The sequence below is a fragment of the Capsulimonas corticalis genome, from assembly GCF_003574315.2.
Classification (GTDB): domain Bacteria; phylum Armatimonadota; class Armatimonadia; order Armatimonadales; family Capsulimonadaceae; genus Capsulimonas; species Capsulimonas corticalis.
In genome coordinates this window covers 7,116,986-7,138,011 of the sequence record NZ_AP025739.1, presented here as the reverse complement: position 1 = coordinate 7,138,011, position 21,026 = coordinate 7,116,986, and the positions used below count along the sequence as shown (strand labels likewise).

The window sequence follows — 21,026 nt, the reverse complement described above, 5'->3', positions numbered from 1 at the left end:
ATTCCGAGTTTAGCAGGGCACTTTCTACTGCGCTATGTATCTGTTCGCGAACTTCCGTGTCGGTGAGTTCCACGTGTTCTAACTCTATTTTGTCGAGTGCCGATTTTGTGCGCTCTCCTGCTATAATTACCAAATAGACCTATAGGTTCGTCGGCCAGCATGGTCAGATGGATATTGCACTATCTCCATCCGAACTTACACATATACACCATGCTGTCGGAGTGGAATAAATGCATTCAACTGAAGAAACCCGCGCTCCGTCTCTCATAAGACCACTTGCGCGCCACCGCGAGCCGCACGTCGCTGAGCAGCTGAAAAGCATCGAGCACCTGGACGCGGGCCGGTTGCTCGCGCTCGTACAAGGGCCACGATCGCATGAGATGTTGTCTGACGAAGCCCTGGTTACAGTGATTCGCTTTTTCATCGCCGTAGGAGACGACTACAGAGCAGGAAGGGCAATGAACGCTCTGTTCGTGCGACTACGTCCTTGGATCCGGAAGTACGTCGGTGCCACTGACAATATCCTCGAAGTGGAGCTCCCCGCCGAGGAGGTCTGGCGCGATATCTTCCAGCTCGTAGCTGCATCTGTGTGCGACCTGTCGGCCGAGCAGGAGTTTTGGGAATGCCGCTTTGGTGTCTGCCTAATACGGAAAGCCACGCAGATTGTTCGCCGGTACCGACAGCGCCTACGAACCGAAGAGGCTGCCCTGACGGTGGACAAAGACGGGGAAGAGGTCGATGCGTTCGACGGTATGCCGTCCTTGGCGCTGTCGCCCGTGCAGGAGGTCCTCGTCCGCGACGCGCTGTCGCGGCTGCCGAGGCATCCCAAGCCGATCTACCAGACTTTCTGGCTGGTGCATTATGTCAGCCTTCCGGTTTCCAGCGCGGATCCGGAAGAACCTACGGTCATGAAGCATCTTGACCTTAAAAGAAAGACCGTATACAACTACTTGGCAACAGCCGAGTCCATCTTAAGCGCCTGGCGCAAGGAGAAGCAAGATGCCGCAGTTTGATAGGCCGGACGGTACCGCAGGCATTCCCATCGGATCTTCTGACGGTGATGCCGTAGCGTATGCGTTCCTGGAGGATTTGGAGAAGAACGGTGATGACGAACGTACGTTGAAAGCCTGGTTCGCACGATATCCCGACCACGCTGAAGACCTGACGGAATTGGCGGTTTGTCGGCATCTGACGGAAGATACTGAGACGGACAGCGACGCGGAAGTGGAGGAACGCATTGGCGCGGTTGGTGATCAGGTGTTGGCCGTTTTTTTTCCTGGCTTCTCCCTTGCTATCCGTGCTGCCCGAAACGCCGTTCCGCCGCTCACTAACCTACTCGACCGCGCGCGGAGTCTCGGGATACAGCCAAGACAGCTGGCAGCAACCCTCAGGATCGACACGACCGTGCTCGCGAAGCTGAACCAACGTCGGATTGACTTGAACACAATCCCCATCATCCTCGTGGATAGGATAGCTGAGCAACTCGACTACGCTTCTGAGGCCATCGTCACCTATCTACGCTCTGATCCTCGCCTGTCAGCCCAGGCCTCCTACAAAGCACGATCCGCGCCCCGCGTCTCCGACTCGGCGCAGGAATCGTTTGCCGACGCACTCAGCACCGCCTCGTCGCTTACCGAAGCGGATCGCGAGTTCTGGACCAAGCAGTTGGAAGTTTAAGGCCAGGCGATCTGCTTGGGAGGGGGCAGCCGATGTCGTGGGAAGACAACATTCGACGGCAGGCCGTTGCGAAGCGTCGGGATCTCGGATTTCCGTCCGACGAGCCTATTAGGGCGGGTGATATCCTGGCCGCTCTGGCCGAGCGTACGCAGATACGGGTAACGCCGAGGCCGCACGGGGACGCACTCCTGAACGGTGCCGAAGCCGTGCTCGACCGAGAGATCTCGGAGATCTGGATCGACGAGAGTTTGCCAGCTGACGTGCAGCCCTCGCATGCCGCGCATGAGTACGCGCACAATGAGCTTCACCAGTGCGACTGCCACTGCCAGACGGACGACCTTGACGCAGACCACGACGCCGTTCCCGCTGGTCTCCGCCGCGTGGATGATTATTCGCCGCGACAGCGACGTGAGTCCGAGGCGAATGTGTTCGCGGCGGAACTGCTGCTGCCACGCTCGCTTGCCCGAAGGATGTTCAGGTACGGGGGGCTGAGCGCCGCACAGATTGCCGAGATGGTTGGCCTGTCCAGGCATGTTGTCCTGTCGCAGGTCGCTAACGCCGTTCTGCTCCCAGTTTCTCAGGACGGGCCGGTCGAGGCCCCGCCCGTGAGCGCAGACCTGGACCCCTCACAGAAAGACGCTGCGGAGTTCTCTGCGTTCCCTGTTCTAGTTGGGGCGGGACCAGGAACTGGCAAGACAAAGACGCTCGTAGGACGCTGCGCTCACCTTGTGCACTCGGTAGGTATCCCGTCCGAGAGCATCCTGGCCCTCACCTTTTCGAACAAGGCGGCCGAGGAGATGCGTGGACGCCTCGCGGCTGCGGACGTGGGAACGAGAGACGCAGGGCCGTGGGTCGGCACCTTCCACGGTTTTGGACTGGAGGTCCTGCGGCGGTATGGTGACCGTGTCGGCCTGCCCACCGACTTCAAGCTCTTAGACCGGCTGGACTGCATCACCCTTCTCGAAAACAACTTGTCCCTGCTGCCTCTGGACGCCTTGGCTAACCTATACAACCCCGCCCTCAAGCTTCCCGGCATTCTCAAGGCCATCTCGCGCGCCAAGGACGAACTGTGCCCAACCGACCACTACGCACAGCTCTGCGCGGACATGCGCGCCGGGGCGGAGGCCGCCGCCCGCACCCTGGCTGCTCGCACGGACAAGATCACCGCGCCCGAACGGGAAGCCGTCGAGCAGCAGATGGACCAAGCCATACGCGCCGGGGAAGTCAGCGCTTGCTATGCCGTGTACGAGGGCCTGCTGCGCCGGAACGGGTTTGTCGACTTCGGCGACCTGATTTACCTTGCGGTGCGGATTCTCGAGGAGCACCCGGCGTGCTTGCAGGAACTGCAACGCCAGTTTCCCCAGGTGCTGGCCGACGAGTACCAGGACGTCAACCGCGCCTGCACCCGCCTCCTACGCCTGCTGGCTGGGGAGGGGGCCACAGGCCTGTGGGTTGTCGGGGACCATCTGCAGAGCATCTACCGGTTTCGGGGAGCATCGGCAGCAAACGTTTCCTTGTTCACGACACTCTACGCGACAGGCCGACGAAAGGATCTGAAGCGGAACTACCGGTCGCGTGAGCCGATCGTCCGCCTCTTCAGCACCGCCGCGAGGGCGATGGGCGCACGCGGGGAGGAAGACGGCGGCTTCTCGGATTGGGAGGCACACCGGGGAACGACACCTGTTGGCTCACATGCGGCGGTTGCCATCGCGACGGCAGACGACGCGGCGGCGGAAGCAACCGGCATCGTGCGCATGGCGCAGTCCTTCTGCGCTGCGGGGTGGCTGTTTCGGGACCAGACCATCCTTTGCCGGTCGCACAATCAGGCAGAAGCGCTGGTCTCCGTCCTCAACGCTGCAGGCATACCGACCCTCTACCTGGGAGACCTCTTCGAGCGCACCGAGATAAAGGATCTGCTCAGCGTCATCTCCCTGTGCAGCGGCGGCAACGGGTACGAGATCTTACGGGTGGCCTCGATCCCCGAATATGCCATCCCCGCCTCCGACGCCCTCCTGATTGCCAGCCATATGGAAAAGCATCGACTGCGATTCCGCGCCGCCGCCGAGGACAGCCGCCTCGTGGACCAGCTTAGTCCGGCGGCGCTTCCCGGCGTCACCGCCTTGCAGCGGCACTTGCGATCCCTCGCGTCAGCGCTGGGAGAGCCCACCACGCTTCTCCGCAGGTACCTGTTCGAGGAAAGTGATTACCTGCGCAACTTCTGGGGCAGAGCAGACGACGAGTTCCAGTCCGCTCAGCAACTTATGGCCATCCATCAGTTGCTGCGTCTTGCGTCCAGTTTCGACCGACGCATCGTCGCGCCCGTCACCCACGGTGCCGCCGAAGGGCCAAGCGCCGATATGGAGGGGGAGGCAGGAAACGGCGCCGGGAACCAACCGCCGCGAACCAAGACGCGAGACTTCCTGAATCACCTTCAGAGGATGGTGGCAACGGGCGAGGGCCTCAAGGGGGAGGTGCCGGACGAGGCGCAGTCCTGGAACGCCATGCGCATCATGACCGTGCATGCGGCGAAAGGGCTCGAGTTCCCGATCGTCTACGTGCCGAACCTGGCTTCGGGCAGGTTTCCATCTAAGGGAACGCACGACGGCGTTCCTGAGCCGCCCGGACTGGGGGACGGGAACGACGCAGCAGTCGGCGAAGAGGCGTGTCTGTTCTTCGTGGCCCTGTCGCGTGCTCGCGAGCACATCGTGCTGTCCCATGCGCGGCAGTATGGCGTGGCAGGGAGGGCCGCGCTGCGGTCTCCCTTGGTGCAGTTGATCAACGACGCCCTCAACGATCCTCTGGTGGAACGACTGTCCTGGGCATCGGGGCAGTCCGCCAAACCTGCCGCTGCAGCCATGGCGGCGCGCCAAGGCGATCTCCCGCTGTATTTGGTGTCCGATCTTGACGCGTATCTCAAATGCTCACGACAGTACTACTACAGGCGCGTCGCCGGTGTAAGGGGGGCGTGGCTTGGGGCGGGGTACCAGCAGTTCCAGTCTTGCCTATACCAAGCGCTTGGATGGATTCAGTCCGAGCGGAAAGCGGGGCGACGCCCCGACGCGGTGCAGGCCGAGGCCATGCTGAGGGAAGCGTGGGTGTCCAGCGGTCCAGTCGGGCACGTCAACGAGCAGAAATACCTCACGGCTGCCGTGGAAATGGCCGAGCGGGCGCGATCCGGGGCTAAAGACGACGAAGTGGCGGCAGAGGGCATCGTCGCGATCGCCATGCTGGGAAACTGCCGCGTTTCCGTCGAGCCTGACGCAGCGTTCAACCGAAGCAGCGACGGAGCGCTCGTTCTCGCCAAGCTGTTCACCGGCAAGCCTCAAGAGCTAGACCCGAGCGCGAACCGCCGCCTCTCCATCCTGTATCGAGCGGCGTCAGACAGCTATCCAGACCGGCTGGTATCCGTGGAGGCCAGGTTCCTGGCGGACGGCTCCTCCAAGCGGTTCAAGCCGCAGGCGCATCACGACAAGGGCCGGATCGAGAAGTACGAGAACGCCGCCGTTGGGCTCGGGAGCGGCGTGTTCGCGCCTAACCCTGCCTCGGACCAAGCCTGCCAGCTCTGCGGATTCTCGCTGATCTGCCCCCAGCGGCCAAAGGATACGATCGAGGCTGCGTGAGTTCCATATGCTGGTCATGTTTCGTGACCTCCCCACCCGCAATCGGCGGGTGCGTTTCCAAGCCACAAAAATAATTTATCCCTTGCTTACACATACTGCATGCTCCCTTGTAGTGGATTAGTTAGAGGACGCAGAGCGGCCGGTCCCGGCACTTTGCTGTTCTTGCCGACTATGACCGCCTTGCGGAACTACAATACGAGATAGCGGTAGCAAGAGGAGACAAAACAATGTCCGAGCCAGTAACGATAAAGCTGTTCGTAGACAACGAACATGAGCACGGGTTTGGTCACGAGACCAAAGTCCGCGAAGTAATCGCCTTCCTTCTCGAAGGTGGGGAAGGCTTTCTCTTCCTGGAGGATGCCGAGGAGCCACTCGATATCGAGATCTCGCTGGGCGAGATCGGGATCAAGCACCATGGCAACGTGCACGTGGCACGCTGTCGCAAGATCCACGTGACTGTTGACTACGCCGCACGATCACACTCCCGCGAGTTTACGCCGAACAAGCAAGTCAAGGCCGTGAAAGACTGGGCCGTTTCGCTGGACTGGTCCCCTAACAATATCGATCCTGCAGAGCGGCCCAAGTTCGGCTTGTTCCTTCCCGACGACAAGGAGCCGCTTTCAGACTCGAGGCCGATTGGAACGCTCATTCCTAAAGGCGACTGCGAATGCAATGTCACCCTGGAACTTGCCCCTAGGGTGCGGCCCCAAGGATGAGCGACATGACGCCAGACGAACGGGCTCTCACGGCAGATCTTGCTCGTCCGCCGTTCCAGAGCCAGATAGACCGACGCTGGGGCGGGGCCAAGATCGCGTGGCCCTACCTGTACCTGTGGATCAGAGCCCGCCACACGCCCAGTGAGATTGAGCATTATTGGATGCGCATTGACTGTTCCGGCTATCCCCAGAAGGCCCCTACGGGTACCTTCTGGGATATGGAACATGATGTGCAGTTGGACAACGCCCGGCGTCCTTGGGGAGTTGGCGAAGTCGCGCACATTTTTCGTACCGATTGGCCTGGGCCTGATCGGGGCAGCCAAGGCAGCGCCCTGTACAGCCCCGTTGATCGCGTTGCTATCGAAACGCACGGCGACTGGCCAACCACGCACGCCGCCACGCTATGGAAACCAACCAGGGAGATCGTTTACTACCTTGATGAAGTCGCTCGCCACCTTGATTCGCCGGAGTATACGGGGCCTCGTGGCACCCAACCATGAACTCTCTATGCCCATCTCAGCCTGGAGCCATCTCGTTTCTGAGCTTGCCGCCCGTGGGGACGGTGTCAGGGAAAGCGGTGCCTTCCTCCTCGGGCAAACCGTAAAAGGGCGGAGGGAGGCAGTCCGATTCGCCTTCTACGACGACCTTGAGCCGGGGTGCCTTGAGGCCGGCTACATCATTTTCACCTCAGTGGGCTACAGAAAGCTCTGGAAGATACTGAAGGAATCCGGCCTGCAAGTCGTAGCGGATGTCCATACCCATCCCGGTCCCCCCTTCCAAAGCCCGCTGGACCGTGATAATCCCATGATGGCCTCCAGCGGCCACCTGGCCTTCATCGTCCCCAATTATGCGCAGGGGAGACCGCAGCCAGCGGACGTCGCGTACTACACGTTCTTGGGAAACCACCAGTGGAGCGAGGTCAAACCTGGGCCTTCCGCTCAAAAGCTATACGTAGGCCGTTGGAGCTGAAAGAATGCAACACAATCGCGAAAACCTAAACAGAGCAGCCAAGATCCTTATCGATCTCCAGCTTGCCCAATCCGTGGACGCAGCATACGCCATGCTCGGGCGATACGCCTTCACTATTGTCGTGGGGAAGGACGCCGTACGCACGGAATCCGGGCAGGTATGCCTCCTGACCATGGCAAATGCAGGGGCCAGGGCCTGTGCCGGCGGCGTTCGAATCGTGGGAGTTGACGGGGATGAAAGACTGGTGACGGGGCTCGGTAGCGGTCAAACGCTTGGGCAGGCAATTCAGCGGCTGGGCGGCCAGATCGCTGGCGAGGCGTTCAGCAACGCGCCGCTTGTTTTGCTCGGCGACTGCACATCCCAGGGGGCTGACGTCCCGGCCATACGGGTGACCTATGGCGGCTGGTCAGGCGGTGTGCTCCCGGCGGAAGACGGGTTCCGCCTGCCCGAGGATTCGATGTTTCCGCTGGCGGCAGTCTTGGCCGGTGCCTTAGCAGTATCGGAATGCTTCGCATATCTCCTGGGGCGGGATCGGTGGGCCGGACGTCGCAGCCTCGGGCTTTCACTCGCCATGCCCGGAACGGACTGGCGGCACGGAGAGGGGCTTGAGCCATATTATCTCCCGAGCGGCCTTTGGCTGCTCGGCCTGGGGCACCTTGGACAAGCCTACGCTTGGACACTGGCCGCGTTGCCGTATCCTGACAGCAAGGCGCTGGTGTGCCTGCAAGACGACGACCATGTGACGCTTTCAACCCCGAGCACCAGCGTTCTTACGTACCACAGGCATATCGGGCACCTAAAAACGAGAGTCGTTTCCCGCTGGCTCGAGGCGCGCGGCTTCGCCACGCGGCTTGTGGAGCGCCGGTTCGACGGGCGGCTACTTCTGGCCGATGCGGATCCCCGTATCCTTCTTGCTGGAGTCGACAACCTTTCTACCCGCCGTCTGCTCGAAAGCCCGGGCTTCGCATTGTCCATCGACGCAGGCTTGGGATCGACGGCTGCCGACTATGATGAGTTCTTCGTACAAACGTTCACTAACAGGGGCAAGGCGGCGGTTGCTTTTCCAGACGCTCGGAGGACACTTACCAGTGAGGAGAAGGTGGACAGGAACCGTGCCGCATACGAAGCGCTCGGCCTTGACCGATGCGGGATCGTCTTGGCGGCTGACGCCGCAGCCGGTGTGCCATTCGTTGGCCTTACGGTTTCCTGTCTCGTGATTGCAGAGGCCATTCGTGCCATTGCTGGCGGAAATCTGATTGACACGACCGTCGGCAGCCTGAGAAGCATTGTCGGCATCGATAGCTTTAGCCATGGAACAAAGATTAGCAATCCAGGATTTATCATTCCACGGTCCCCTCTCGGCGGTCCGCCACGTCCTGGGCCTCAGCGGCGCTGTCAGCGGTAAACGCCCCCTCCTCGCCAGGAAGGACTACGGTGAGGGTAAGCTCGCCGGCAGGGTATAGCTCTAGCCCCTTGATTCGCTCCTCAAAGCCCGCCTCGACGTGCTGGTGGGAGGGGCCGGACTGATGCTCTGGTTTATGATGCTCCATGCTCATAGGGAATATTGCGCTTATAGCTTACGGATCAAGCTTAGCAGGGCTCGCTGCGCATGAAAACATAGTGCCATTATCACCTTGCGGCTGCGAGGACTAGGGTGATTCCTCAATGTTCATTTAACCCGGGGAAATAGTAGTCCCCAGGCTGGGCGCCCCGTATGATCTTGAGCAGCTGAGGACTGGCCGAAAGGCCAGGCAAAAGGGTAGAGAGGGCAGGCATTGAAGTTGGGTCGAGGCGCTTACGGTTCCGGCCGTCGCTTCGGCCGCCGGTCGTCACGGGTTTATCGCCGCGAAGTACGCGTCGTCCATGATCGGAACTTGGTTCTTTATAAACGCCTTGTAGTAGGTGACCTTACCGGCCAAGCCGGGATCTGCCTGCACCCACTGCGAAAGCTGCTTGCTGCGGGAATTCACGAACATATACGAATAGGCCTCAGCCTTGTCCTCTCCGATTGTGGTTTCGGCGTACGGGGTGACAAACGACTGCCTGGGGTGGGCGGATACGTCAGAGGTCTTGCCATACGCAAAGCCCGTGGGATTGAATGCTGACCAGTCGCCGTCGGGACGGTCGGGGGATAGGCGTATGCCGAACTCTATCTCATGGTCGAATTCATGGTGTATAAGCCCTCGGTAGTAGTCCTCTGGATTGTTCGATCTCTCGAAGAGCTCGAGATTGTAAAGGATAATGCCATTCGGCTCTGCCACTCCTTCTTCCGCATTATTGCTAGTGGCGGTAAGTGCCCGGCCAAGAATAACGGCCTGAATATCGCTTGCCTTGATCCAGGCTTTTGGGTACTTGGACCACTCGTCGATCAGCCATGACCCGAAGGCCTTGGTGTCAGAAAGGTCGTTAGGACTGGTTGGACTCAGGCGTTGCCAAATGGCGTCGAGCTTTACGGTGGCGGGAAGTGTATCCTGGGTGGTGGAAATGCTTATTCCGTACTGGTCAAAAAAAGTGTTTAGGACAGCGGTAGCCCCACTCATTGTTGAAGTGTTTACAAGCTCTTGCCGGTACTTATCGCGGTCTGCATAGCGCAGGCCTCCTGAGGTTTGGAAGGTGGTTTCTTGGATTTGCGCTGGTGTGGACGAAGCTGCGGGTCCCTGGCGAGTGGAAGGAGGTGTTGTGGAGACTCTCGGAGATAGCAGCGGGGGTGGAAGGGCTACATAGGTTGTGACTCCTAAAATGACGGTTACCACTAAATAGGATAGTAGACGTCCCGTGGGCGTGGCGGGTCTCCTCATTTGGGCAGCGCTTACTGGCTTACGCTTATGGTAGCGAGGATGGATTTAAGTATTGCGATCTCATCTTTCTGCGGTCCAGGCGACATGATCGATGCGGAATAGCGTTTGCCATATGTGCTCGACCAGTATGCCTGAATGGTGCCTTGGAACTTATATGTATTGATCACAAGGGATCGGGCAACTATTGTGCCAGATGTTACCTCAATAGGGCTCCCGGAAGTCGTACAGCAGTCGGGCGCGCCGGCTTTCGTATGAGCCTCTGCCTCAACTGATGTCTCGTAAGGTGCTGCCGACAGCCAGACAAGCTCATAGCTGGACGGACGGTTTTCCAGATTAAATGCTCCCTGAGCATTTGCTATATTTATCCGTTGGGAAGCGCTGTCCTCGGACGCAAACCATCCGTTGGGATAAGTAAAGGTAAGCCCAATATCCGTTGCGTCATAGGTATTGGCATGGGAACCTGTTGCGGAGGGTGTAGGGACGGCTGAAGCAGGGGTTGGCATAGAATTGGAAGCGGGGCCTGCTGTTTGGCCGGATCTAAAATAAATGAAGGCCGCTGATGCGACTATTATAACAATTGCAACGCCGGTGATTGTGACTCTGATTTTTCTCATAGGCTCTTGGTATTCGCCCCTTGGCATACCTGCTTACCAACGGAATGTAAATATGATTGGTTGGCTATCAGAGCTATAAATAATTGTATTTAGATAATGAGAATGATATATTCCCTCCTGAGGTAATTGTACCTCGGCTCTCTTTCAGAAGGAAGGACATGAAAATGAGACAGGCTATAACTCAAGTAGCAATCATGGTGGCGCTATTGGCCGCCATGCTCACTGGCATGCCGATGTCAGCAGGGGCTCAAGGATGGGTTCCAGGCAACCCTTCTTATTACAATGGCGTGGCAGTTCAAGGTCAATGCGTCGTCTTTGCTGGGAACTACGCTGCCCAAGTTCTTGGGGAGCCAATTCCCAGTATTGGCCAATTCCATCCCTACAACGGCCATTCCGGCGACTCCCAGGCTTCTGATTCGGACGGCGCCCACTGGATCTGGGATGACCTAAGGCTCCAGCCAGCGCATACGCAAAGGATTGCGAATGACGGCACTAGCTATCCCCAAAGCCAGGATATTGTAGTATGGTCCTCCTCCGTTGGGTTGGGCTATGGCCATATAGCGATTGTATGTAATGATCCTACAAGCGCCACAACCGTTCAGGTGGTTGACTCGAACTGGAAAAGTGATGAGAAAGGCCTGCTCCACGCCTTGTCAGGCCTCAACAACGTCCTTGGATGGTTTAGACATTCGAGCCAAGGTGCGCCTCCCAACCCAACTTGCGCCTTCACTAACCCTGCGCAAGACGGCGTACAGGTTACCAGTCCGATAACGGTCAGCGGAACCGACGGAGACCCAGGATCTACGGTCGCGGGCGTCAAGCTGTTCCTTGACGGCGCAGGTACCCCCTTTGCGACCGTAAGCAATCCGGGACCCACCTGGAGCGCGTCGTTCAATCCTGCGGGCTATGCCGCCGGGACGCACACGGTCACCCTTACGGTCACCGACCAGGCTGGCGCGACCTTCAGCTGCAGCCGCGCGATCATGATAACCGGGAACCCTGCCGGAAGCATCGCCTCCCCGTCCTCGGACGGAGCGGTGGTCAGCGGGCTGACTACGATCTCCGGGACCGACGGCGACTCGAGGTCCGCGGTCGCGAGCGTCAAGCTGTTCCTCGACGGCGCTAGCAGTGCCTTTGCCACGATCAATTCGCCGGGCCCTGCCTGGAGCGTCCCGTTCAACCCCACGTACTGCCTGCCGGGTTCCCATGTAATCACACTTGCGGTTACCGACGCAGCCGGCACAACGTTCCAGGCGGCCCAGACCATCGCCATACGACATATCGTCTGCGACCTGGACGGGGGAGGGACCTACGACATGCTGGCCCAGAACTCGGCGACCGGCGAGATCGCCTACTGGCTCACCAACGGGTACCAGATAGTGACCGCAGGCACGATCGCCACCCAGTCCACCGACTGGAAGGTGGTCGGCAGTCCGGACCTGAACGGCGACTGCCACCCCGACATCCTCGTCCAGAACGCCGCGACAGGGGAGATCGCCTACTGGATCGTGCAGAACTACCAGATCGTCGCAGACGGCACGATCGCGATGGAGTCCACGGACTGGCAGGTCGTCGGGACCCCCGACCTGAATGGTGATGGAAAGCCCGACATTCTGGTGCAGAGCAAGACGACCGGCGAGGTGGCGTACTGGATCCTCCAGAACTGCCAGATCGTCGCCAACGGAACTATCGCCTTCGAGCCTACCAGCTGGCACATCGTCGGAACTCCCGACCTGAACGGGGACGGGCATTCGGACATCCTCGTCCAGAACGTGGGCACCGGCGAGATCGCCTACTGGATCCTTACCGGCACCACGATCACCGGCGACGGGACCATCGCCACCGAGCCGCTCCAGTGGCAGGTGGTGGGCGCGCCCGACATCGACGGCGACGGCAGGCCAGACATCCTGGTCCGCAACACCCAGAGCGGGGACATCGCCTACTGGCTGCTCACCGGCACCACTATTACCGGCGACGGGACGATCCTCGCCGGGGAGCCCCTCCAGTGGCAGATAGCCGGGATGCATTAGGCGCCAGCTCCTGCCTCATCTTCATCGAAGACATTCACAAAGGCCGTGTACGGATTTCCCGTACACGGCCTTTTTATTGTTACCTGCATAAGTCCTGCAACATAGAAAAGGGCCTCTGCAAAGAGGTCCTTTTCTTAACCTGTCAAGCCAGGTTGCTTCAAAGCAATTTGTGGTGCCGCATCAGGGACGCTGTTCTCACTCTGGTGAGGGAGGGGGACTACTCGTTCCCCAGGTTAAGCCCCGCATCGTGTGGGAGTGGTTTGACGGAGCCATAGTTAGTTGATGCTCGTATCCTCGGTTTGTGGATACTTAGATAAGCTGCAACGGCAGGCATAAGCGTAAATTTCTATAATAGAGCTGGTGCCAGCTCTATCTGCTGCTGGTCCCTTCGTGGCGTAAGAGCCGGCTGGAGCTATCGGCGGGTAACCAAAAGGTGTTATGTTTCGCCGCTGGATCGAAGCGCCGCCACTCGCACCCTCGATAACGACATAACAGTATCGAGTGAAGAGCGTTGTTGACTCTGCCGCCGGTCCCTGCTAGATTCGCCGTGGTCTTCCAACCCCTAACGTCAATCCATGTTCCAGCCATCATCTATTGATGAACCCTTTGTTCTTGCAGTCTCTGTAACCGAGGTGAAGCGCTCTCAGGATCGAAGCGAGGAGCTATTCGGCGTCAAGCCGGAGCTGCGCCTCATCCGTGAGATGTACGATTGCGCAAAAGGCATAGCGGGCCTGAAACGCCTCAGCGGGATATCGCATAATATCGATGAGGTGCTTGCTGGCTCAAACGACAAGGATCCCTGTATCCGCATGGAAGCGCCGGGCGGTCAAATCATAATTGCGACGCGGTTCGTGCGTGGCCCTCGACCTCACTACGATCTGCAAATATCGGGTTTGGCCTCGCTGCGGATGTTCGTGACCTCAGAACAGTTCGAGCTACGGTTGCAGGCAGCGTTTGACCAGATTGTTGTCCTGTTGGAGATGCAAGATATGCGGCAGTAGGGACAGGACATCAAAGCTCTGAAAGTCCAAGTTATGTCGTTTCGGTAGCAATGCCTGTTCGTCATTGTTTCATTTGGAATTCGCGACGGTCCGAGATACGAACGAAGCCGTACATATATTACGTTTTATTCCCTGAATTCGGGTTTCTTGCTGAGGAAGAAGGCTTGGCCACTTTCGTTGAGGCTTCGTTCTCAACTGTCCCATCTATCCCGGGAGGATGCGTGTCAGGCTTCCGTCCGATGCCACGCTCATAGTCTGCCTCCATCGGCCGGCGAGCCTGCGGCCATGAAGGCGGAAGAGGTTCAACTGACGTAGGCCGCAAGAACACAACAAGCCGCCTTCTTATGGAAGGCGGCTTGTTATGAATTACTGCTTCTGGCGAAGATGCCGCGATGTCCGCAGCATCCGGCTACATATCTGCTCTGCTTGAGGGATGCTTCGTTGTACGGCTTCCCGAGAAACCACTCATGGACTTAGGAATGTCCATCGCGCTCAGGTAATAAGCGGGCATGAAAACACAGCGAACAAATGTCGAGGTCTTGGGGCGCTCTGTCCGGCAGGCCTTCCTGATGGCCGCCGAGGGCAATCCGGATAGGAAGACAACCGGGGAACCGAAATCCCGTGGACGCCTGAGCCCGAAGGGCAGGAGATGGAACGGGGCCACTGCCATTCACCATTATACAGGCGCTTTTTCCAAATAGTCGGCAAAATTACCCGATTGACGCTTGCTATGTGAGACATTGCTTCTGTCCTCTTAGTGGGTGAGGAGGAAGCTGGCTCTGAAGATACACGATCAATTCCGTATATTTGATCTTCTGGAACGCCTTGATAGCGCCTGCCGCCACCATGTCGTCATTTGCATAAGTATCGGCGCTGAATCCAATTAAAATTGGAAACGGTGTGATGTCGCCCTTTAGTATCCGTCTCACGACGTTCGCGCCGTACCTGAGATCGCCGTCGTCCCTCGCCAGATAGCCGTCGATCAATATGGCGTGAGGTGTTGCGTTGTGTTGGTGATCTCGAAAGGCGTGCAGCGCCTCGGCTGCTGTGGGATATAGGTGGAACTCAGTCTGATCGCGCGGCGCACGTTCACGCCATAGAGCAACCAGGTCTCTGCAAAACTGAATGTCGTCGTCAATAATCCAGACACGGACTGTGGAAGAAGAAATGGCTTCATCAGACATAGCCACAATTAAAGCAAAATACATTAAAATAAATCTAAGATAATCGCGGACAGACTGAAATGCCGACATGTTGACTCTCTCGTACGGTCATGGTATCGTATCTTTGGCTCCGGCAATTTTGCCCCTGCTAGAAATCCTAGAAAAGGAGAACAATGGCAATGATTTTCATCAATGCCCCCGCTGTCGAGCGGCGTTTGGCTCAGGAGGCTCAACGCCATGGCGTTGAGCCGGCGGATTACGCGGTACAGATACTCACGAAGCATCTCGGGGCAGAGAATGGCGCTTCTGATCAATCGCCCCTGCCGTTTTACGCCACGGCGACGCCTGAGGAATGGAATCGGGAATTCAGCGGCTGGCTAGAAGGCCACGCACAGCGCAATCCGCTTCCTGCGGACGCGTTTGATCGCGAGTCGTTCTACGAGGGGCGCCCCTGATGGCGTACTGTCTTGACACGAATATCCTGCTGCGCTGGATCGAGCCTGGGACTCCAATGTGCGCGCAGGCTCGCGCGGCGGTGCAAATCCTTCGCTCTCAAGGCGAAGATCTCTATATTCTTCCTCAAAATATTGTCGAGTTCTGGAACGGTGCGACCCGACCCGCCAATGTCAACGGCCTCGGCCTTACGCCCGCCCAGGCCGACGCCGAGGTCGGCAAAATCGAGGCCCTGTTTCCACTCCTGGAAGATACGCCGGCTGTGCATACAGAGTGGCGAAAGCTCGTCGCTAATTGCAGCGTGAGTGGCGTCCAAGTGCATGACGCCCGAATTGCGGCCGCGATGCTGACGCATGGCGTCATGCATTTGCTTACATTTAACGTAAGACACTTCAACCGATTTGGTATTGTCGCCATTTCGCCCTCAGATCTTTTGCAGAAACCTTAATCCCCTTCCAATTCCTACCGTCCCATGCCGGGGCGGTCTTTTCTTGCTGCAAATTTCGTCGCCGTGAATTGTGCTCTGCATAAGACGTAGTTTCTCCTCGCTCTGGGCCAATCAGTCAGGGCAATCCAGAGTGTCGCTTATACCGGTCACTCCAAATATAGATGTAGCTGTAATTTTGGCATGCCCTTTCGCTGAAGACGACCTCGCGCAGATAGATATAACCTCCCTTTACTAAGATGCGCAGGGAGCGAAAGGGATTGGCGCCGTCGTGCGTCATTGCGGTAGGCGCGTTGGGCGCGATCCGTGCGTCTTCAATAGTGCTGGTAAGGGACGGGGCGAAGCGGGCCTTGGCGCATTTGTTATCCAGCATATTATCTCATTCCATCTGCGGAACGGCAGGAAGAGACTTGTCCTATCTCGTCACGGCCACCAGAGGCGGACAGTAGCGAAAACCACATAGAGGGTGATAATGATGGCCCGACGGGACAGATGCGATTTGAAGAACAGCAGGGATAGCGCCGTCAGTGTCAGCACCAGCAATCACCCAGGGTGGACGTAGCCTTTCCGCGCCCCAGGTCCAAGACCACATCAGAAGCAGCCAACTTTTACGAGGAGCCTATGAATGGAACGTATCTGTTGGCCTTTCGTAGTACGCCGTTGCATCTTCGATAGAAAGTAGAATCATAGTGCTCTCGCACCGCTTGATTTGTCGCGCATAGAAAACACCCGTCTTCAGGTCAGTCCCGAAGAAGCTGCTGGTAACTTTGACAATGGCGTAGTGATGCCCTTGAATTGTCACTTTGTTCATAAGGATGCGCAGTTCTGGTATATTCCATCGGCCTTGATGAACGCTATATACGGATTCCGCAACAAGGGGTGCTCCCATTGAGCTGCACGCCGTGCTATATGCTTGGTTGAACGCGCAAATATTGGCATTCTCATCCAGCACAAGAAGTGGATGGAGAATATTATCCAAAGTATTTTTGGGGAAGGTATGCCGAATATCGTCGCTCGCCTGGCTGGGCGACGAATTTTGTGGAGCTAAAAGCGCCTTGTCCCGAATGTCCATGCTGGCGATCCTCATAATATCGGCTCGCAATGCCTCAATGCAGTGAACCGATTTATTCGGTGCATTGGTGTGTCAATAAAGAGATACCCAGGATCTCAGTCTTTGAAAAATTGTATGACAAGACTTGTAAACGCCGTGGTTTATCCCAGTGCTCGCGTGCGTGATGGTTTGCAATTTCATACCTTGGGTATAGGTTTTTATTATCTTGTCATACAAGTTTGAGGCCGCCGATGGGACACGATGAATTGCCAGTACAAAGTTTCACACACATCATAAATATCGGCGATAGCGTCCGTGACCCCTTGCTAATCCTCGATACTAACCTCCGAGTCATATCCGCGAATCGCGCCTTCTATAAGACCTTTCAAGTAACAGCAGAAGAAACGGAAATGAAACTCCTCGTTGAACTCGGCAATGGTCATTGGAATATCCCTGAACTGATCGATCTTCTCAATAACATCCTTCTGGAACACAACTCATTCGACGATTTTGAAGTTGCCATCAATTTTCCGCAAATCGGTCCTCGTGTGATGCTCATCAATGCTCGCGAGTCGTTTGAAGCAGATGGCCGTGCGGCGCTTCTCGTAGTCGCTATCGAAGACATTACCGAGCGGGTGCGAGCGCGCGAGGCACTGATAATCTCAGAAACGCGGTACAGACGACTTTTTGAAGCGGCTCGCGATGGCATTTTGATTTTGGACAGTGAACATGGAAAGATCACCGACGCCAATCCGTTTATGACAGAGCTTCTTGGTTATTCTCATAAGGAACTCCTGGGCAAGGAACTGTGGGAGATTGGTCTCCTAAAAGACGAAACGGCCAGCCGGGACGCTTTCCAGCAGTTGAAAGAAAACGGCTATATCCGATACGAGGATCTACCGCTCGAAAGCGAAGGAGCTAATCAGCGCGAGGTAGAGTTCGTCAGCAATATTTACCAAGAAGGTAATGGCTCGGTCATTCAATGCAATATTCGCGATATCACTGAGCGTAAATTGTTGGAAGCCAAAACCGCCGCCGATCAGGAGCAAGACAAAAAGATTGCTGCTGACTTACAGCGTACGATGTTGTTTCGGCCAAACGAAGATGCCTTTTCTGGCCTCTTGGTCCATACGATCTATTCTACCGCCTCCGATGAGGCCCTTGTCGGAGGTGACTTCTGGGACACATTTGCGTTTGACCGAGGACACGTCGCTCTGGTCTGTGGCGACGTGATGGGGCATGGCCTGCATTCCGCCGTCTTTACCACGGAACTCAAGCACACTCTGCGGGCTTATGTCCGCGAGCATGAGCATCCATCACGTATTCTGCATCAGATGAACGAGTATATCTCACAGAGCAATCGACTGTTTTTGGAAGGCGTCAACACGGAAGGCGACGATACGCCTGTGTGCCTGTCACTCGCAGTAATTAATAGACAAACGGGAGCAGGGTTTCTCGCTGTTGCAGCAATGGAGTGCCCGTTGTTGGTCCGCGCCAGTGGCGCTATCGACGTTTTGAAGGCTTCGGGGCAGCCGCTGGGAATGAATATGCAGCCAAAGCCTACTTACAATCATGTGGAGTTCCAACTTGGGGCGGGAGATACGCTCGTGATGATGACGGATGGGATTACTGAAGCTCGGTATGGCAAAGATTTCCTGGGGGATGATGGTGTGAGGGAATTGGCGGTGAAGCATTGCGGCGAGACGCTGCAAAGCATGGGTGAGGCAATACTCCAGGGCGCTCTCGATTTTGCTCATGGAGAACTTCGTGATGATACCTGGTTGGTATTGGTGCGCAAAGACTGACTGTATGTTAGACACACTGATGCTGCTAGGAAAGTTACGGCACCACCCATGGACTCCCTGAGAATTTCGGAACTGCGGTACCGCCGACTGTTCGAGACGGCTCGCGATGGCATCCTCCTCCTGGACAGCGATCACGGCCGAATCACCGATGCTAACCCGTTCATGACGGAACTTCTGGGTTATTCGCATGAGGAGCTTTTGGGCAAGGAACTATGGGAGATTGGGCTTCTGCGCGATAAGGGGGCCAGCCAGGAGGCGTTCCTTAGACTAAAGCGGGAGGGCTACATCCGGTACGAGGACCTGCCGCTTGAGAACCGACGTGGGGAAAGCCGCCAGGTGGAGTTTGTCAGCAACCTCTATCCCGAGGGTGATCACACGGTCATTCAGTGTAACGTTCGTGACATTACCGAACGAAAGCGCGGGGAAGTGGAACTTGTTGCTGCCGCCGACAAGCATGGGCGTCAAGCCGCCGAGTTGGCCGTATTGGAGGAGCGCAGTCGGCTGGCGCGGGAGATCCATGACATGCTTGCACAGGGCTTTACCGGAATCGCCGCGCAGCTGGAAGCGGCGGATGCGGTTCTCTCCAGGGAGCCTGAGCCGATCTTGTCCGACACTCTTGCCGCCAGTCAGGCCCGCCTTGCTGTGTGTCAGACCCAATTAGGAAAGGTCCAAGTGCGCATCGGAAAAGCGCGCGACCTGGCCCATGAGAGCTTGAATGAGGCGAGGCGTTCCGTCGAGGCGTTGCGGTCGCCGACGCTGGAGGCGGCCCCCTTGAGCGAGGCGCTGGCTGATTTCCTGGCACAGCGGGTCCTGGGAACGGCGACTGCGGGCCGTTATCTGCTGGAAGGCATCCCTTACCCGTTACCGCCGTCAATCGAACATTTTCTGCTTCGGATCGGCCAGGAGGCCATTGGGAACGCCGTCATACACGCGCAGGCGCGGGAGATATTCGTAAAGCTGTCCTTTGAAGCGGGCGCCGTCCGGCTTTGCGTACACGATGACGGGCGCGGATTCGATCCCAGTCTGTCCGAAGCCGGGCGATTTGGCCTGATCGGTATGCGAGAGCGCGCAGAAAAAGCCCAGGGGACACTGTCCATCGTCAGTCATTCGAAACAGGGAACGGCGATTGACCTGATCGTGCCGATTTCCCCACAAACAAACCCAAATGGATATTAATACAGCACGCGTCGATTACGCTCGCAGCAGCGGCATGCACGACGATGTGTGTAAGATCCGCATCCTAATCGCGGACGATCACCCTGTCGTCCGTGACGGCCTGGCGGGAGTCATCGAAGAGCAGGACGATATGATCGTAGTCGGTCAGGCTAGCTCAGGCACGGAAGCGCTTTGTCTCTACCGAGAGCATCGCCCAGATGTGACGCTGATGGATTTGCGTATGCCGGGGATGAACGGTGTGGAAACTATCAGCGCCATCCGAACGCAGTCTCCGGCGGCCCGCGCGATTATCCTGAGCACCTACGACGCGGATGAAGACATTTATCGCGGGCTGCAGGCGGGGGCCAAAGCCTATCTTCTCAAGGATGTCGGCCGGCATGTTCTCGTGGATACGATCCGCGCTGTCCACGCTGGCCAAACCCCTGTCTCCTCTGAAGTGGGAGCGAAGCTCGCCAGCCGGATTATCTACGAGCAGCTGAGCGACAGGGAGCTGGAAGTGCTGCGGTTTATGGTCCGGGGCATGAGTAATCAGGAGATCGCCCGGGCGCTCTTCATCGCAGAAAGTACGGTCAAGTTCCATGTCGGTCACGTTCTGAGTAAGCTCAACGCGGGGGATCGCACCCAAGCGGTGATTACAGCGCTCAAACGCGGCCTGGCGAGCTTGGATTGATCCAGGATCATGGAAATCCCAACCAAAAGGACTGTCTTGAGACTGTCCTTTTGTATTGCTGATATCAGACCTGGGGATAGGCGACTGAAAGCCTAGAATGCTCCATACTGAATTATGGACAAGTTGTCATTGCCTATCAGCGACCGAGACCACTCTCAAGGACCAACAGAGGCGGTCGTCACTCTTCTGGAATACGGTGATTACGCGGACCCAAAGTGTGCCGACGCCCAGCCAAGGATCAGATCCTATCAGGCCCGGATGGGCTGCCGATTGCGGTTCGTATTCCGTCACTTTCCAACACCTGGCCTTCGCGCGCATGCCGCCGAAGCGGCGGAGGCGGCCGGTCGGCAGGGCAGGTTTTGGGAGATGCACGACACGCTCTTTGAGCATCAATCCGCGCTCGGCAGCGGACACATTGTCGAGTACGCGCGTGATCTGGGGCTAGATATGGACCAGTTTCTTCGTGACATGACAGGGCATGTTTCCGGCGAGCACGTCCGCCAGGATCGGGAGAGCGGCGTACACAGCGGCGTTACCGGCGCCCCCGCGTTCTTCATAAACGGCGCCCGCCGACTGGATGACTGGGAAGAGATCCCGCAGGACGACAACTGAACGTCACCGCGCATCTCGCATGTTTTCGCGGTATTCGTTCATCAGACCACCAAATTTTAAACCTACCTCAGGCGATGACCTAACCACGAGGTTAGGTCATCGCCTAATCTTCAGGACAGCCCAAGGGCTGTCCTTTTGTCTGGTTTACACCAGAACTAAGGGCGGGCGACAGAGCATCTTCCGCGCTCCATACTGTGTTTAAGTCCGTCGTGAGAGTAAGGAAGGA

19 protein-coding genes are annotated in these 21,026 nt (G+C 57.4%); 15 read left to right on the top strand and 4 right to left on the bottom strand.

Annotation, left to right across the window (positions count from 1 at the left end; translation table 11 throughout):
- Window positions 1-230 precede the first annotated feature (230 nt).
- From D5261_RS31155 to D5261_RS31120, 7 genes are all read left to right on the top strand, one after another.
- Window positions 231-1,013: a hypothetical protein gene (locus tag D5261_RS31155; RefSeq protein ID WP_119321667.1), complete on the top strand. Its 783-nt coding sequence runs from the start codon at window positions 231-233 to the stop codon at window positions 1,011-1,013.
- The gene (locus D5261_RS31150) at window positions 1,000-1,677 is read left to right on the top strand and encodes a hypothetical protein (protein ID WP_119321666.1); all 678 of its coding nucleotides are present in this window, start codon (window positions 1,000-1,002) and stop codon (window positions 1,675-1,677) included. Before D5261_RS31155 ends, D5261_RS31150 begins: the two co-directional genes overlap by 14 nt.
- A 32-nt stretch (window positions 1,678-1,709) precedes the next feature.
- A complete protein-coding gene (locus tag D5261_RS31140) occupies window positions 1,710-5,297 on the top strand; it encodes an ATP-dependent helicase (RefSeq protein ID WP_119321665.1) in 3,588 nt (1,195 codons plus the stop codon).
- A 227-nt stretch (window positions 5,298-5,524) separates the two neighbouring features.
- Window positions 5,525-6,013 carry a hypothetical protein gene (locus tag D5261_RS31135; RefSeq protein WP_119321664.1) on the top strand — a complete coding sequence of 163 codons (489 nt, stop codon included), beginning with the start codon at window positions 5,525-5,527 and terminating at the stop codon, window positions 6,011-6,013.
- Between the two features lie 5 nt (window positions 6,014-6,018).
- Window positions 6,019-6,513 (top strand): DUF7665 family protein, encoded by a 495-nt coding sequence (locus D5261_RS31130; RefSeq protein ID WP_125206004.1) that lies wholly within the window; start codon window positions 6,019-6,021, stop codon window positions 6,511-6,513.
- A 7-nt stretch (window positions 6,514-6,520) separates the two neighbouring features.
- Entirely contained in the window at window positions 6,521-6,982 is a 462-nt protein-coding gene (locus D5261_RS31125) for a Mov34/MPN/PAD-1 family protein (RefSeq protein WP_119321662.1), read from the top strand.
- A 4-nt stretch (window positions 6,983-6,986) separates the two neighbouring features.
- Window positions 6,987-8,387, top strand: coding sequence for a hypothetical protein (locus D5261_RS31120; RefSeq protein WP_119321661.1), 1,401 nt, complete (start codon window positions 6,987-6,989; stop codon window positions 8,385-8,387).
- 424 nt (window positions 8,388-8,811) lie between these two features.
- Here the strand turns inward: D5261_RS31120 and D5261_RS31115 are convergent, their stop codons facing one another.
- Window positions 8,812-9,522: a putative zinc-binding metallopeptidase gene (locus D5261_RS31115; protein WP_165864227.1), complete on the bottom strand. Its 711-nt coding sequence runs from the start codon at window positions 9,520-9,522 to the stop codon at window positions 8,812-8,814.
- 1,030 nt (window positions 9,523-10,552) lie between these two features.
- On the opposite strand from D5261_RS31115, the gene D5261_RS31110 reads away from it, so the two are divergent.
- A complete protein-coding gene (locus D5261_RS31110; RefSeq protein WP_119321659.1) occupies window positions 10,553-12,424 on the top strand; it encodes an FG-GAP-like repeat-containing protein in 1,872 nt (623 codons plus the stop codon).
- Window positions 12,425-12,999: 575 nt separating this feature from the next.
- The gene (locus D5261_RS31105) at window positions 13,000-13,425 is read left to right on the top strand and encodes a hypothetical protein (RefSeq protein ID WP_125206003.1); all 426 of its coding nucleotides are present in this window, start codon (window positions 13,000-13,002) and stop codon (window positions 13,423-13,425) included.
- A gap of 728 nt (window positions 13,426-14,153) precedes the next feature.
- On the opposite strand, the gene D5261_RS31100 is transcribed toward D5261_RS31105, so the two are convergent.
- Entirely contained in the window at window positions 14,154-14,678 is a 525-nt protein-coding gene (locus D5261_RS31100; protein ID WP_119321657.1) for a hypothetical protein, read from the bottom strand.
- An 89-nt stretch (window positions 14,679-14,767) separates the two neighbouring features.
- Here D5261_RS31100 and D5261_RS31095 point away from each other — a divergent pair, with 89 nt between their 5' ends.
- Together D5261_RS31095 and D5261_RS31090 are read left to right on the top strand one after the other, a co-directional pair.
- Window positions 14,768-15,043, top strand: coding sequence for a hypothetical protein (locus D5261_RS31095; protein WP_119321656.1), 276 nt, complete (start codon window positions 14,768-14,770; stop codon window positions 15,041-15,043).
- Entirely contained in the window at window positions 15,043-15,489 is a 447-nt protein-coding gene (locus D5261_RS31090; RefSeq protein ID WP_119321655.1) for a type II toxin-antitoxin system VapC family toxin, read from the top strand. Before D5261_RS31095 ends, D5261_RS31090 begins: the two co-directional genes overlap by 1 nt.
- Before the next feature lie 115 nt (window positions 15,490-15,604).
- Here the strand turns inward: D5261_RS31090 and D5261_RS31085 are convergent, their stop codons facing one another.
- The gene (locus D5261_RS31085; protein WP_119321654.1) at window positions 15,605-15,859 is read right to left on the bottom strand and encodes a hypothetical protein; all 255 of its coding nucleotides are present in this window, start codon (window positions 15,857-15,859) and stop codon (window positions 15,605-15,607) included.
- Window positions 15,860-16,105: 246 nt separating this feature from the next.
- Window positions 16,106-16,558: a hypothetical protein gene (locus D5261_RS31080; RefSeq protein ID WP_125206002.1), complete on the bottom strand. Its 453-nt coding sequence runs from the start codon at window positions 16,556-16,558 to the stop codon at window positions 16,106-16,108.
- A gap of 230 nt (window positions 16,559-16,788) precedes the next feature.
- Here D5261_RS31080 and D5261_RS31075 point away from each other — a divergent pair, with 230 nt between their 5' ends.
- The 4 genes from D5261_RS31075 (at window position 16,789) to D5261_RS31060 (ending at window position 20,800) form a co-directional block, all read left to right on the top strand.
- The gene (locus tag D5261_RS31075; RefSeq protein ID WP_119321652.1) at window positions 16,789-18,342 is read left to right on the top strand and encodes a SpoIIE family protein phosphatase; all 1,554 of its coding nucleotides are present in this window, start codon (window positions 16,789-16,791) and stop codon (window positions 18,340-18,342) included.
- A 48-nt stretch (window positions 18,343-18,390) separates the two neighbouring features.
- Window positions 18,391-19,518 (top strand): PAS domain-containing sensor histidine kinase, encoded by a 1,128-nt coding sequence (locus D5261_RS31070; protein WP_119321651.1) that lies wholly within the window; start codon window positions 18,391-18,393, stop codon window positions 19,516-19,518.
- 34 nt (window positions 19,519-19,552) lie between these two features.
- On the top strand, window positions 19,553-20,188 hold the full coding sequence (locus tag D5261_RS31065) for a response regulator (protein ID WP_119321650.1): 636 nt from the start codon (window positions 19,553-19,555) through the stop codon (window positions 20,186-20,188).
- Window positions 20,189-20,302: 114 nt separating this feature from the next.
- Window positions 20,303-20,800: a DsbA family protein gene (locus tag D5261_RS31060; protein ID WP_119321649.1), complete on the top strand. Its 498-nt coding sequence runs from the start codon at window positions 20,303-20,305 to the stop codon at window positions 20,798-20,800.
- Window positions 20,801-21,026: the final 226 nt, after the last annotated feature.

Bases quoted from the DNA above. Each gene is read 5' to 3' on its own strand.
- D5261_RS31155 (WP_119321667.1), top strand. From the start codon at position 231: ATGCATTCAACTGAAGAAACCCGCGCTCCGTCTCTCATAAGACCACTT.
- D5261_RS31150 (WP_119321666.1), top strand. From the start codon at position 1,000: ATGCCGCAGTTTGATAGGCCGGACGGTACCGCAGGCATTCCCATCGGA.
- D5261_RS31140 (WP_119321665.1), top strand. From the start codon at position 1,710: ATGTCGTGGGAAGACAACATTCGACGGCAGGCCGTTGCGAAGCGTCGG.
- D5261_RS31135 (WP_119321664.1), top strand. From the start codon at position 5,525: ATGTCCGAGCCAGTAACGATAAAGCTGTTCGTAGACAACGAACATGAG.
- D5261_RS31130 (WP_125206004.1), top strand. From the start codon at position 6,019: ATGACGCCAGACGAACGGGCTCTCACGGCAGATCTTGCTCGTCCGCCG.
- D5261_RS31125 (WP_119321662.1), top strand. From the start codon at position 6,521: ATGCCCATCTCAGCCTGGAGCCATCTCGTTTCTGAGCTTGCCGCCCGT.
- D5261_RS31120 (WP_119321661.1), top strand. From the start codon at position 6,987: ATGCAACACAATCGCGAAAACCTAAACAGAGCAGCCAAGATCCTTATC.
- D5261_RS31115 (WP_165864227.1), bottom strand. From the start codon at position 9,522: ATGAGTGGGGCTACCGCTGTCCTAAACACTTTTTTTGACCAGTACGGA.
- D5261_RS31110 (WP_119321659.1), top strand. From the start codon at position 10,553: ATGAAAATGAGACAGGCTATAACTCAAGTAGCAATCATGGTGGCGCTA.
- D5261_RS31105 (WP_125206003.1), top strand. From the start codon at position 13,000: ATGTTCCAGCCATCATCTATTGATGAACCCTTTGTTCTTGCAGTCTCT.
- D5261_RS31100 (WP_119321657.1), bottom strand. From the start codon at position 14,678: ATGTCGGCATTTCAGTCTGTCCGCGATTATCTTAGATTTATTTTAATG.
- D5261_RS31095 (WP_119321656.1), top strand. From the start codon at position 14,768: ATGATTTTCATCAATGCCCCCGCTGTCGAGCGGCGTTTGGCTCAGGAG.
- D5261_RS31090 (WP_119321655.1), top strand. From the start codon at position 15,043: ATGGCGTACTGTCTTGACACGAATATCCTGCTGCGCTGGATCGAGCCT.
- D5261_RS31085 (WP_119321654.1), bottom strand. From the start codon at position 15,859: ATGCTGGATAACAAATGCGCCAAGGCCCGCTTCGCCCCGTCCCTTACC.
- D5261_RS31080 (WP_125206002.1), bottom strand. From the start codon at position 16,558: ATGGACATTCGGGACAAGGCGCTTTTAGCTCCACAAAATTCGTCGCCC.
- D5261_RS31075 (WP_119321652.1), top strand. From the start codon at position 16,789: ATGGGACACGATGAATTGCCAGTACAAAGTTTCACACACATCATAAAT.
- D5261_RS31070 (WP_119321651.1), top strand. From the start codon at position 18,391: ATGGACTCCCTGAGAATTTCGGAACTGCGGTACCGCCGACTGTTCGAG.
- D5261_RS31065 (WP_119321650.1), top strand. From the start codon at position 19,553: ATGCACGACGATGTGTGTAAGATCCGCATCCTAATCGCGGACGATCAC.
- D5261_RS31060 (WP_119321649.1), top strand. From the start codon at position 20,303: ATGGACAAGTTGTCATTGCCTATCAGCGACCGAGACCACTCTCAAGGA.